The following is a 13,305-nucleotide window of genomic DNA, read 5'->3' on the forward strand; positions in this document are numbered from 1 at the left end:
GGTTGAAAGCGAAGTGAGCCTGCGCGTTGCAGATTTTCCGCTCAATAGCGCGAGCTTTGACCCTTCAAATGACTTAACTGTCGATGAAGTGGAAAAAGTGGTTCGCGAAACAGGTGTTTTACTAACTGACGGCGATGTTCAGGTTGCTTCTCTACACTATGTCGATCCAGCACGTTTCGGTGGAGTAGACTCCTCTTTCGCACTGAGCCCTGCTCTTGGCGTGAAAATCACGCAGGAAAATGTGACTGTTGCGCAACGTGCTGACGACGAAGAAGCCACCGACGGTTTTTCTGAAGAGTTGATTCCCTTCCGCCAGACGATGGATATCAATCAAGCATTGCAAAGCGCCGGTTACACGGACGACGATGCTTCAAATATGGCCGACGCCATCACGAAGCTGCTGAATTCACCTCGTCTGAAAGAAGGAAGCGTTCTGCGTGTTGGAACGGAAACACGCAACGGCGAGGATCGCGTCGTCAGAGCGAGCGTTTATCATCGTACAACGCATCTGGTCACAGTTTCGCTTAACGACCGTAATCAATATGTGCCGTCCGATCAGCCCGAAGAAACGCCGCTGCTCGCATCGGCATTTGATGGAGATGCACCGCCGAGTGCAATTCGCGGTAATCTTCCAAGTGTTTATGATGGTATCAGCCGGGCGGCGTTAGCTTATGGCATGACAGAAACCATGCGCGAGCAACTCGTGAAGATGTTGGCGTCAGATGTAGACTTACAAGCGCGCCTCTCGCAGAGCGACAAGATCGACGCTTTCTTCTCCCTGCCTGACGATCCTGAAAAGCCAGACGGCGATTCACAACTGCTTTATGTCGCCGCCAATTTCAGCGGAACCACGCGAAAATTTTATCGCTATCAGGCTCCGGACGGCAGCGTTGATTATTTCAACGAAGACGGAAAAAGCGCCAAGCAATTCCTGTTACGCAACCCAGTACCAAATGGTGTGTTCCGCTCGCCATTTGGAATGCGTCGCCATCCCATCCTCGGCTATAGCCGCATGCACACCGGTGTTGACTGGGCAGCACCTCGCGGCACACCGATCATCGCATCGGGTAACGGTGTCGTTGAAAAAGCCGGCTGGACCAATGGCTATGGCAATCAAACTCTGATTCGCCACGCCAATGGTTATGTCAGCAGCTATAGTCACCAGAATGCGATTGCGCGTGGCGTAACGGCTGGTTCACGAGTGCGCCAAGGACAGGTTATCGGTTACGTTGGATCGACAGGTCTCTCAACCGGACCGCATTTGCACTATGAGCTTATCGTCAACGGCACCAAGGTTGATCCACTTCGCATTCGTTTGCCGGATAATAAGGCTCTCAAGGGCAAGGAACTCGAGGCCTTTATTCAAGAGCGCGAGCGTATCGATACGCTGCTGAACACAGATGATACAGGCACCAAGCTTGCATCAACAGGAACCACAAAAAGTTAGAGAGTCTATTCAATTACTGAATGCCAATAATAAAACACCCGGAAATCGCTACTGATTTCCGGGTTTTTCCTTTTTAGCGGATGATCTTCAGCTGTGCTTACTCTGTAAACTCAACAGTTACACCAGCTTTGACGAGTTTCGCTAATTCTTCCGCATCCCAGTTCGTCAAACGCACACAACCATGGCTTGACGTCTTGCCGATACGCGAAGGTTCGGGAGTTCCATGGATACCATAAGTTGGTTTTGACAGTGCGATCCAAACCGTACCAACCGGACCATTCGGACCGGGAGGGATAGTGAGTACCTTGTCATTACTGCCCTGCTTGAAATTGATCTTTGGATTATAAGTGTAGTTCGGATTAATCGCGATTCGCTGCACCTGAACGATACCTGAAGGCGATGGAGTATCGGACGAACCAATTGTCGAGGGGTAAGCCACTACGAGCTTGCCATTTTCATCATAACCCCGAACCTGCTTGCGAGCCTTGTCCGCAATGATCCTCGCAACCTTTGCACGGACCGGCTTACCGAGATTTGGTACCCGAACAACAGAACCCGGCTGATTAAAGTTCACGCCCGGATTGATCTCTTTGAGATAAGCCTCATCAATGTGAAATTTTTCCCCAAGCATTTCAGTCACAGACGTGTATGCCATCGCAGGTAGCTGCGCCTTGTGAGCATAGTCATCTGGGATCGAAGCCACATATTGACGACCGACATCTTCATTGGTGATCGTATATTCTGTGAAAGCCGGACCGCCGGTCGCCTGCAATTCTGCCTCGATTGAAGCTTCATCGGTTGGATTGAGGAACTTGCCCGTCATCTCGCTATAAGCGGCCGCTGCCTTATCGACATTGGATCCTGAACGCCCGTCAATCACGCCCGGCGAAGCACCTGCCCGATCAAGCAAGACCTGATAGGCTGCGATCTTCTGCTTCGCACCCTGCCCTTTTGGCATTTCAATGGCTGGCGTCATATCATCGGCATTGGGCACAGCATGTGGCTGTGTCGATGGCTGTTGATAGCCCGGATCGCGATTGATGCTTGCAGTTGGTGATTCTGTATCGGGATATTCCGTACCTGCCGGTGGCAACTCAGAGCGCTGCACCTGACCATCGCGATTAAATTCATAACCCGGTGCTGATGGTGCTTCGGGGTAATAATTCGGATCTTCCGGCACATTACCGAAGCCATCATAAGGCGCACCACCGCCAACAGGACCATCTGACCACCCACCGTCCTGCTGACCACCACCTGCATAACGGCCTGAATCGCGGGGATCTTCAATATTGATTACACGTCCACGGCGATCAATCGTGACCTGCCGGCCATATTCATCTGTATAAACGCGCACTCCCCGATCCCGGCCACGCTCATGCCCCCAGTCGAAAAGCTGTGCCAATTGCACGGGTTGCGAAACATGAGTGGTCGCATCGCGCTCATCCGCAAAGGCTGAACCACCTGCTGCAAAAATGATTGCAGAACCGACCAAACCGAAGCGAAGCATGCGTAAGAGATGCGACATACAAGAAACCCTGAATTACCTTACATAAGGGATGCAACTATATGGTTAACAATTAATTACTCAATAACAGCAAATGCCAGATGAACTGGACATGAAGATGGCCTTAAAAATCGATAGTTCATAAAAAACGCCGCAATCGAATGATTGCGGCGCTTTCGTCATCAGCTCGATAAAGCCTTATGCCTTTTCATCGTCCTTCACCGGCTCACCCTCACCCATCACGCGGATGGGACGAAAGTTCAGTCGATCAGAGCCAGGCAATATTTTGACGATGGAACCGTCAAAAATATCGCCAAGCAGAATGCGTTCTGCCAGCGGGTCCTGAACTTCCTTCTGGATAACGCGCTTCAGTGGACGCGCACCATAAGCCGGATCATACCCCTTGTTAGCCAACCATTCGCGGGAATCGTCTTCCAGTTCCAACGTGATCTTGCGATCATGCAAGAGAGCCTGCAGACGCTTCATCTGAATATCGACAATCGAGCCCATGTCTTCGCGACGCAGCCTGTGGAACAGGATGATTTCATCGACACGGTTCAGGAATTCCGGACGGAACGAAGCCCGCACCACACCCATCACCTCTTCACGAACACTTTCTACATCATCCTTCTCACCGAGATTGACGAGATATTCAGCGCCAAGGTTCGAGGTCATAATGATCAGCGTATTGCGAAAATCCACCGTGCGCCCCTGACCATCTGTCAGGCGTCCATCATCGAGAACCTGAAGCAAAACGTTGAACACATCCGGGTGCGCCTTTTCGATTTCGTCGAACAGGATCACCTGATATGGCCTGCGTCGCACAGATTCCGTCAGGACACCGCCTTCTTCATAGCCGACATAGCCGGGAGGTGCACCGATCAGCCGGCTCACAGAATGCTTTTCCATGAATTCCGACATATCAATGCGAACCATGGCCGTGTCATCCTGAAACAGGAATGAAGCCAAAGCTTTGGTCAACTCGGTCTTGCCCACGCCGGTTGGTCCGAGGAAAATGAACGAACCAATTGGCCGGTTCGGATCCTGAAGACCCGCACGTGCACGACGAACAGCTTTTGAAACAGCCTGAACTGCTTCACCCTGTCCGACAACCCGTTTGCCGATTTCATCCTCCATGCGCAAAAGCTTTTCGCGCTCGCCTTCCAGCATCCGCTCAACCGGGATGCCAGTCCAGCGGGAAACAATCTGCCCGACATGCTCAGGTGTTACGGTTTCCTCCAGCAAGGAGCCTTTGTTCTCATTGCTTTCAGCCTCGACAAGCTGCTTTTCAAGCTGCGGGATCGTGCCATAGGCCAGTTCACCAGCCTTCTGGAATTCCCCACTACGCTGCGCAATCGCCAAAGCATTGCGCGCTTCTTCAAGCTGCCGCTTCAAATCTGCCGCAAGTCCAAGCTTCTGCTTTTCAGCCTGCCATTTGGCTGTCAGTTCCGCTGATTCTTCTTCCAGATCGGTCAGCTCTTTTTCAAGACGCTGCAAACGATCAATCGAAGCCGTATCAGTTTCGACCTTCAGTGCTTCCCGCTCGATCTTTAGCTGCATCGCACGACGATCAATCTCGTCCAATTCTTCCGGCTTTGAATCAACCTGCATACGCAGACGCGAAGCGGCTTCATCGACAAGATCAATAGCTTTATCCGGCAAAAAGCGATCTGTGATGTAACGATTCGATAGCGTTGCAGCCGCAACCAGTGCCGAGTCGGAAACGCGGACCTTATGGTGCTGCTCATACTTCTCCTTCAAACCGCGAAGGATTGAGATCGTATCTTCAACAGTCGGCTCATCAACAAACACCGGCTGGAAACGACGCGCGAGCGCTGCATCCTTCTCAACATATTTGCGATACTCCTCAAGCGTGGTCGCACCAACGCAGTGCAATTCGCCACGAGCCAATGCTGGCTTGAGCAGGTTGGATGCATCCATCGCACCATCAGACTTGCCTGCGCCCACAAGCGTATGCATTTCATCGATGAAAAGAATGATCTGGCCAGCAGCAGCCTGCGTTTCCGAAAGCACAGCCTTCAGACGTTCTTCAAACTCACCGCGATATTTCGCACCAGCGATCAACGCACCCATATCGAGCGCCATCAACTGCTTGTCTTTCAGTGATTCCGGCACGTCACCATTGACGATACGCAACGCCAGACCTTCGGCAATTGCTGTTTTACCAACGCCAGGTTCACCAATCAAAACTGGGTTGTTTTTGGTGCGGCGCGACAGAACCTGAATCGTGCGGCGAATTTCTTCATCGCGACCGATAACCGGATCGAGCTTGCCCGCACGCGCATCTTCCGTCAGATCACGCGCATATTTTTTCAGCGCATCGTAATTGCTTTCAGCAGAAGCGGAATCGGCTGTGCGGCCTTTGCGCATGTCATTGATAACCTTGTTGAGCGCGGTCGGTGTCACACCGGCGGCAGCCAGAATTTCAGACGTTTTTGCAGATTTCTCGATAGCAAGGGCTGTGAGCAAACGCTCAACCGTCACAAAGCTATCTCCGGCCTTGTTTGCCAGCTCTTCAGCAAGAGTAAAAACCTTTGCCAATGGCTGAGCCAAATAAAGCTGATCGTTACCGCCGCTCACCTTTGGCAGTTTTTCAAGCGCTGTCTGCAAGCCCAAACGTACGTCGCTGATGCGGCCACCGGCACGCTCAATGAGCGATGCAACAAGACCTTCGTCATCATCGACGAGCACTTTAAGGAGATGTTCAGGGGTAAACTGCTGATTGCCCGAGGAAAGGGCGAAAGTCTGGGCCGACTGAATAAAACCGCGAACCCGTTCTGTGTATTTCTCAATATTCATATTGTCTCCTTTTCCTTCCAACCCATTCTGGCATCGGAAGAGTTCTGGTGACGGAGCCCCCGAATTCGGCTGGCTCACTATCCAAGGAGAAATATGGGAAGATCAATAAGGTTCGGCAAGACCAGAAAAGCCAAAAGCGCGTAAATAAAAACGGCGCGGAAAACCACGCCGTTTTTTGCAATCAACCATATTGCCATTCAGGCATTATGCGTCGGAATCCGCTGTTTCAGGAACTTCATCCTTCGGCACGCGACGCGGGCGACCCGGACGACGTGTGACACGGGCCGGAGCCTCTGCCTTAACTGAAGCTTCAACAGATGCTTCCGCTACAGGCGCTGGCTTTTCAACAACGGGTGCCGCTTCTTCTGCAACCTTTGCAGGCCTTTCAGCACGCTTTGGCTTTTCGGCAACTGGCTGTTCTGTAACTGGTGCCTCAACAACCGGCGTTTCAACGAAAGGCTTTTCAGCAACTGGAGCTGGAATCGACTGCTGATCGGCAACCGCAGCAGCAACCGGTGCCTCTACAGCTGGCTGATCGGACTGCTCATCCGCATTGAAGCGTTCACGCTGTGGACGACGACCGCGACCAAGACGGCGCTGATCACGTCCGTCGCGTCCTTCGCGGGAATCACGACCTTCGCGTGGCTGCGAACGGTTGTCAGGACGGCCATCAGAACGAGTATCCGGGCGTCCTTCCGAACGATTGTCGCTGCCTTCTTCGCCATAAACCACTTCAGCTGGAGTGCCTTCAATCACAGGCTGCGGACCCGAACCATTGACGGGCTGGTGCACAGGAGTGGTTGGCACGAAGCCACCTTCATCCTCATCGCCACCATCATTGTCGAAGTTTTCTTCGCGCTGGTATGGAATGTTCTGCGCTGCCATAGCAGCCATAATGATGCGATTATAATGTTCTGCGTGCTGAAGATAATTTTCAGCCATAACACGGTCACCAGACGCCTGTGCGTCGCGAGCCAGTGTCGTATATTTTTCTGCAATATGCTGAGCATTGCCGCGGATTTTTACGTCCGGACCATTGCTTTCATAATTACGCGACAGAGGATTGGGGCCCTTGCGGTTGTTATTGTTGTTATTATTGTTATTCCCCCGTCCGCGCATACGCCTGTTCTGCTGTGCTGGCCTCATCGTCTTCTCTTTTCAGATTTAAGGGCGTCATATTCCTGTGGCTTAAAGCCACCGGCTTCGCATTATCGAGCCATGGAGGAAGCACACCCTAAAACTTCCCACACATCGAATTGTTAAGAGTTCCGCACTGTCCACCAAAGACAATGCGAACTTTCCGGCTTGGCATTTGCAAGACCCTCCGAAAAGCAAAACTCTTCGGAACTATTTGTGAAAGCCGTGCACTTCCGTACAAACCATCCCTTGAGAAAAACCCTCACGGGAGCATGACCTAAATCGTCATGGAGTATTTCCGCCACCGCCCTCAAGCGGGCAAAACCATTCTGGCTATATACGGTGGCTGGAAACTAAACGGCTTCGCCGCAAATTCCAAGCGCTTTTTTGATGTCATCGCGCGTTTTTTAACATGCAGTCTTTCAAACGCTTACACTGTCTAAATTTATGAAAACCATGGCCCTTCTATGACCACCGAGATCAATTGCTTCATTCGTCAATTGAAAATCAGCGCTTTCAAAAATGACGCGCACATCGTCAAACTGGCCTGCGCCAATCTCAACGGCAACTATTCCACCTTCATATAGGTACGCACGAGCCTCATTTGCAAGGGAGCGATAGAAATCAAGTCCGTCATTCCCGCCATCCAGAGCCGCCATTGGGTCATGCTCGCGCACTTCGCGCGACAGATCTTCAATGTCCCTGCTTGGAATATAAGGCGGGTTTGAGACAATGAGATGAAACCTGCCACTTACATTTGAAAACCAGTCGCTTTTAAGCGCAGCAAATCTCGCGCTCACACCATTGGCCGCCGCATTGATCCGTGCCATGGCAAGCGCGCCGTCGGCAATATCGAGCCCGATACCGTTGAGCTTTTCAAACTTGTGCAGAAGTGAAATCACAATAGCACCAGTGCCGGTGCCCATATCGAGCATCAAGGCCCGACCATGCTGTTCGATCAGCTTTTCGATATAGGGTGAAACGAGATCGACAAGCGCTTCCGTATCCGGACGCGGTTCAAGCGTTTCGGGCGAGAGTCTAAATGGCAGACCATAAAACTCACGCATACCGATGATGCGATGCACCGGCTCGCCTGCAATACGGCGCTCCAGCGCATCGTTTAACTGCGCGACCTTGTCCTCATTTATCAACTTTTCCGGCCATGAAATCAGATCAAGCCGTGTTGCGCCAGTCGTCCATTCGACAAGCAATTGCGCATCAAGATCAGGCGTATCCACGCCCCCTTCGCGCAACCGCGTACGGCTCAATGCCATTAACTGATCAAGGCGCTCGCCGCTCACGCGTTTTCGCCCAGTTCCATGAGAAGGGCTGTCTGATGATCAGAAATCAGCGCATCGACCAGTTCGTCAAGCTCGCCCATCATCACACGATCCAACTTGTAAAGTGTGAGGTTAATACGGTGATCGGTCACGCGGCCCTGCGGAAAATTATAGGTACGGATACGCTCAGAACGATCGCCAGACCCCACCTGACTGCGGCGCGATTCAGATCGTTCGCTTTCTGCTTTCTGACGTTCCATGTCATAAAGACGGGCACGCAGAATCTGCATGGCACGGGCGCGGTTCTGATGCTGTGATTTTTCCGCCTGCACAACCATGATGCCTGTTGGAATATGCGTTATACGAACAGCGGAGTCGGTCGTGTTAACGTGCTGACCACCCGCACCCGAAGCGCGCATTGTATCGATGCGAATATCTTCATTGCGAATTTCAATATCAATGTCTTCCGCTTCAGGAAGCACGGCGACCGTTGCAGCAGACGTATGAATACGGCCACCTGCTTCCGTTTCCGGCACACGCTGCACACGATGCACACCGGATTCAAACTTCAGTTTCGAGAACACACCCTTTCCCGAAACAGTCGCGATGATTTCCTTAAAGCCGCCGGCATCGCCATCGCTTGCCGAAACCAGTTCGACGCGCCAGCCTTTTTCAGCGGCAAACCGCTCATACATGCGAAACAGATCGCCAGCGAAAAGTGCCGCTTCCAATCCGCCCGTACCCGCACGAATTTCAAGAATAGCATTCTTCTCGTCGGCCGCATCTTTGGGCAGAAGCAAAATCTGAACTTCCTGCTCAAGCACTTCGATGCGCTTTTCAACTTCTGGCAGTTCTTCAAGCGCCAGCGCACGCATTTCCGCATCAGTCGATGCATCATCGCGCATCGCAATCAGATCTCTCGCCTCGCTACGCGCATCCGTCAGTTCGCGAATTTTACCGACAACGTCCTGAAGCTCAGAATATTCGGAAGCCAGTTTCACATAGGTGACAGAATCAGGATTGTTCGCCATCTGGCTTTCAATCATTGAGAACCGCTTCAAAAGCTGGTCCATCCGGTCCTGTGGCAAGGCGCTCATGGGTATGTCCTGAAATCTTTAATCTTGGCGTGAATAAGCAAAATTGAGCGCCGAACATAGAGTCCCGCGCCCAAACATTTCCTGCAATGATCTCAGCTATAGCGGAATATCGTTGTCTTCTGCAAACTGAAGCAGCAATTCACGCAGCGAATGCGCACCATTTGGCTTGTCGAGCTTCTCATTCAACAAAGCATTCAGCTTGCTTACGTCAAGCGCACCAAGCATTGCTTTGACCGGGCCAATATTGGCAGCCGACATCGAAATCGAGCGGAAACCAAGACCCAGCAATGCCATAGCCGTCAGCGGACGTCCGGCCATTTCACCACACAACGTCACAGGCTTTCCATGACGATTACCAGCGTCAACAATGTGACGAAGCGTGCGCAGGAAGGCAGGCGACAACTGATCGAAACGGCTTGAAATCAGCGAATTGCCACGGTCAACCGCCATCAAGAACTGGAACAGATCGTTGGAACCGACGGAGACAAAATCCACAATCGCCATCAGTTCATCAAGCTGCCAAAGAAGTGCAGGCACTTCGATCATCGCACCAAGCTTGAGATTATTCGGCAACGTATGGGCAAAGCGCGAAAGGTGACGCACTTCGCGATCGATGATCTCGCGTGCGGCCTTAACCTCGGATACTTCAGTGACCATCGGCAGCATAATCTTGAGTTCACGCCCACCAGCAGCTTTCAGAAGTGCACGCAACTGCGTGCGCAGCAATCCCGGACGATCCAGCGTGAGGCGAATTGCACGCCAGCCAAGCGCCGGATTTTCTTCCTGCGCAGTTGCCCGGAAATAAGGAAGAACCTTGTCACCACCAATATCAAGTGTGCGGAAAGTCACTGGCTTGTTGCCCGCAGCCTCGATCACCGAGCGATAGAGACGCTCCTGCTGTTCAGCACGTGGGAAGGTGGACGCAACCATAAACTGAAGTTCGGTACGGAACAGACCGATACCACTGGCACCTGATGCTGCAAGCTGTGGCAAATCCACCAGCAGACCCGCATTCATCAGCAGAGAAATGTCAACGCCATCTTTGGTCAGTGCAGGCTTGTCGCGTGATTCGCGATAAAGGGCCTGACGGCGCGCACGGAAGCGAACTTTTTCGGCATAGGCCGATTCAACATCTGTCTGCGGACGCAGATGCACGATGCCTTCATCGCCATCGATAATCGCAGCATCATTGTTTTCAGCCATGGACACAGCGCCCTTGGCCTGACCAACGACAGGAATCCCCATCGCACGGGCAACAATCACCACATGGCTCGTGGCTGCACCATCTTCCAGCACCACGCCACGCAAACGCTCACGCGGATAATCAAGAAGCTCCGCAGCGCCCATCGTGCGCGCGACAATAATCGCATCCTTAGCCAATGATTCGGCCATCGTTTTAACATCGCGACCCATCAGCTGACGCAGCAGACGATTGGCCAGATCATCAAAGTCCGACAAACGCTCCCGCATGTAAGGGTCAGTCAGATGCACCATGCGCGCACGCGTATCGCTCTGCACCTTCTCAACAGCCGCTTCTGCTGTCAGACCATTGTGAATGGCTTCTTCAAGACGACGCACCCAGCCGCGATCATGCGCAAACATGCGGTAAGCTTCGAGCACTTCACGATGCTCGCCTTCAGCAGCAACATCACGTCGCGAAAGCATATCATCAATGGAAATGCGCAAAGAACCGAGCGCTGTTTCCAGCCGCGTCAACTCTGCCTGACTGTCTTCGTTAAACAGGTTCGTTACAACGATACGCGGCTCGTGCAGCACAACATGGCCGAGGCCAATGCCGTCATTGAGCCCGTTTCCGGTCACACTCATCGGTCGACCAAGATCCAGTTCGATACCGGGCCGCGCCAAACGCAAGCCGTCGCCCGTCGCGATAATCTCGGCCAGAACCATTGCTGTCGTCTCAAGTGCTTCAACCTCGTCTTCGCGATAAGCCCGCTTGGTCTGATTCTGAACGACAAGAACGCCCAAAGTGCGGCCAGCACGAAGAACAGGAACACCGAGGAATGAATTATAAGCTTCTTCGCCGGTTTCCGGCAGATAAGCAAAGGCTGGATGGCTTTGCGCATCGGTCAGGTTCAGCGGGCGCGCGCTTGCAGCAATCGTTCCCACTAGGCCCTGCCCCAGACGCAGCTGTGCCAGGTGGACAGACTGTGGATTAAGACCCTCAGTCGCGTACAACTCAAGCACGCCATCGGCACGAAGAATATAGAAGGAGCAAACCTCCGCGACCATATTTTGCGCGATTTCACGGACGATCCGGTCAAGGCGTTCCTGTGGCTCCAGTGATTCAGCCATCAATTCGCGCAGCCGCTTCAGCAGCACGCGGGGACCAGTTGTCAGATCACGCATGATCGTGGGGGGCTCCTCATTTGGTACAGGCTCAGCTTTTCCGCAAAGCCAGTTCCCTTTACCCGCCTGCGAAGCGTTACGCCGAATCCTTTGTGAGCATTTTTGACACGCGCGTCTAGTCTAATCGTCAGAAAATCTGACAACTTATATAATAAGAAAATGCCGCGCCCTTATTATAGGGAGCGGCATTGTTTCAAAACGAAGCAGACAAAGAGGGCGAATTACTTATCCAAACCGTAAACGCCATGCAGCGTGCGCACTGCGAGTTCAGCGTAAGGGCCATCGATTAGGATCGAAATTTTGATTTCCGACGTGGTGATAGCGCGGATATTAATCCCCTTTTCAGCCAATGCTTTAAAAGCGGTCGCTGCAACGCCCGCATGACTACGCATACCGATGCCGATTACAGAGATCTTAGCAAGACCGGTTTCAGACTGAATGTGATCAGAACCGATTTCACCCTTCGCCTTATCGAGAACACGCAGCGCCTTGTCGATGTCACCCGTTGGGATCGTGAAAGTCATGTCGGTTTTCGAGCCGTCTTCCGACACGTTCTGCACAATCATATCGACATTGATGTGCTCTTCAGCCAGTGGGCCGAAAATTGCTGCCGAGATACCTGGCCGGTCGGCCACGCGTCGGAGCGAAATCTGAGCTTCATCCTTCGCATAAGCGATACCAGTGACGACCTGCTGTTCCACGATTTCATCCTCGTCGCAAATGAGTGTTCCGGGCGGGTTGATCGGATCATCCATGCCCGGTGCATTGGGGTCCGTAAAACTTGAGCGCACGAAAGTGCGAACTTTATGTACCATGGCGAGTTCAACCGAACGCACCTGCAGAACCTTTGCGCCGAGCGAAGCCATTTCCAGCATTTCTTCAAACGTAATGCGGGAAAGGCGCTTTGCCTTGGGTTCAATACGTGGATCGGTCGTGTAAACGCCATCAACATCGGTATAGATGTCGCAACGGTCAGCCTTCACACCAGCAGCAATCGCCACAGCCGAAGTGTCCGAACCACCACGACCGAGCGTTGCAATGCGGTTATCCGGGCCGATGCCCTGGAAACCGGCAACAACGGCAACCTGCCCCATTTCCATGCGACGGATGATTTCCGAGCCGTCGATTTCCTGAATACGGGCAGCGCCATGCGCATTGTCTGTCTTGATCGGAATCTGCCAGCCCTGCCACGAACGCGCGTCAACGCCGATAGATTGCAGCGCAATCGCCAGAAGGCCACTCGTTACCTGCTCGCCAGATGCAACAATCGCGTCATATTCGCGTGCGTCGTAGAAAGGCGATGTACCACCGGCAACCTTGGGCATGTTCTGCACCCAGTTGACCAGCTCATTCGTCTTGCCCGACATGGCGGAGACGACAACAGCAACCTGATTGCCCGCATCGACTTCACGTTTGACGTGGCGCGCCACATTAGAGATGCGTTCCAGATCGGCCACAGAAGTGCCGCCGAATTTCATCACGATGCGCGCCATTTAAGGATACGTCCCGTCTTTTGCAAAATTACACTAACGCCTGCCGAAACCTTATTTTCTTGCGACAGACAAACCCGGGGTCACATAGCTAAAATGTCGCGCTTCCGCAAGGGTGTGATTCCCGTGAAACAATAATCAACGCGTCCAATTCGGGAATTTG

The 13,305-nt window shown here is 52.6% G+C and carries 8 protein-coding genes (1 of these 8 only partly in view); 1 reads left to right on the top strand and 7 read right to left on the bottom strand.

Features of this window, described 5'->3' with window-relative positions:
- Positions 1 to 1,447 carry the 3' portion of a M23 family metallopeptidase gene (locus U2P60_RS08380; RefSeq protein ID WP_413572191.1) on the top strand. The gene continues 509 nt to the left of window position 1, outside the view, so the window shows 1,447 of its 1,956 coding nt (coding positions 510-1,956); its start codon lies beyond the left edge, outside the window; its stop codon occupies positions 1,445 to 1,447.
- Positions 1,448 to 1,544: 97 nt separating this feature from the next.
- Here U2P60_RS08380 and U2P60_RS08385 read toward each other — a convergent pair whose 3' ends face one another.
- The 7 genes from U2P60_RS08385 to U2P60_RS08415 all read right to left on the bottom strand — a co-directional run bounded on the left by U2P60_RS08385 (position 1,545) and on the right by U2P60_RS08415 (position 13,145).
- Entirely contained in the window at positions 1,545 to 2,972 is a 1,428-nt protein-coding gene (locus U2P60_RS08385) for a L,D-transpeptidase (protein ID WP_313827328.1), read from the bottom strand.
- Positions 2,973 to 3,149: 177 nt separating this feature from the next.
- Entirely contained in the window at positions 3,150 to 5,771 is a 2,622-nt protein-coding gene (clpB, locus tag U2P60_RS08390; RefSeq protein ID WP_413572193.1) for an ATP-dependent chaperone ClpB, read from the bottom strand.
- Between the two features lie 204 nt (positions 5,772 to 5,975).
- Complete coding sequence (locus U2P60_RS08395) at positions 5,976 to 6,917, bottom strand: DUF4167 domain-containing protein (protein WP_413572194.1); 942 nt, start codon at positions 6,915 to 6,917, stop codon at positions 5,976 to 5,978.
- Positions 6,918 to 7,330: 413 nt separating this feature from the next.
- Positions 7,331 to 8,182: a peptide chain release factor N(5)-glutamine methyltransferase gene (prmC, locus tag U2P60_RS08400; protein WP_413573724.1), complete on the bottom strand. Its 852-nt coding sequence runs from the start codon at positions 8,180 to 8,182 to the stop codon at positions 7,331 to 7,333.
- A 23-nt stretch (positions 8,183 to 8,205) separates the two neighbouring features.
- Entirely contained in the window at positions 8,206 to 9,285 is a 1,080-nt protein-coding gene (gene prfA / locus U2P60_RS08405) for a peptide chain release factor 1 (RefSeq protein ID WP_413572196.1), read from the bottom strand.
- A 96-nt stretch (positions 9,286 to 9,381) separates the two neighbouring features.
- Positions 9,382 to 11,652, bottom strand: coding sequence for a phosphoenolpyruvate--protein phosphotransferase (gene ptsP, locus U2P60_RS08410; RefSeq protein WP_413572197.1), 2,271 nt, complete (start codon positions 11,650 to 11,652; stop codon positions 9,382 to 9,384).
- A 221-nt stretch (positions 11,653 to 11,873) separates the two neighbouring features.
- The gene (locus tag U2P60_RS08415; protein WP_187543904.1) at positions 11,874 to 13,145 is read right to left on the bottom strand and encodes an aspartate kinase; all 1,272 of its coding nucleotides are present in this window, start codon (positions 13,143 to 13,145) and stop codon (positions 11,874 to 11,876) included.
- Between the last annotated feature and the right edge of the window lie 160 nt (positions 13,146 to 13,305).

The organism is Brucella sp. H1_1004, from assembly GCF_047308065.1.
GTDB lineage: Bacteria > Pseudomonadota > Alphaproteobacteria > Rhizobiales > Rhizobiaceae > Brucella > Brucella pseudogrignonensis_B.

Coding starts and splice junctions, on each gene's coding strand:
- U2P60_RS08385 (WP_313827328.1), bottom strand. CDS start 2,972: ATGTCGCATCTCTTACGCATGCTTCGCTTCGGTTTGGTCGGTTCTGCA.
- prmC (WP_413573724.1), bottom strand. CDS start 8,182: ATGGCATTGAGCCGTACGCGGTTGCGCGAAGGGGGCGTGGATACGCCT.
- clpB (WP_413572193.1), bottom strand. CDS start 5,771: ATGAATATTGAGAAATACACAGAACGGGTTCGCGGTTTTATTCAGTCG.
- prfA (WP_413572196.1), bottom strand. CDS start 9,285: ATGAGCGCCTTGCCACAGGACCGGATGGACCAGCTTTTGAAGCGGTTC.
- U2P60_RS08395 (WP_413572194.1), bottom strand. CDS start 6,917: ATGAGGCCAGCACAGCAGAACAGGCGTATGCGCGGACGGGGGAATAAC.
- U2P60_RS08415 (WP_187543904.1), bottom strand. CDS start 13,145: ATGGCGCGCATCGTGATGAAATTCGGCGGCACTTCTGTGGCCGATCTG.
- ptsP (WP_413572197.1), bottom strand. CDS start 11,652: ATGCGTGATCTGACAACTGGTCCCCGCGTGCTGCTGAAGCGGCTGCGC.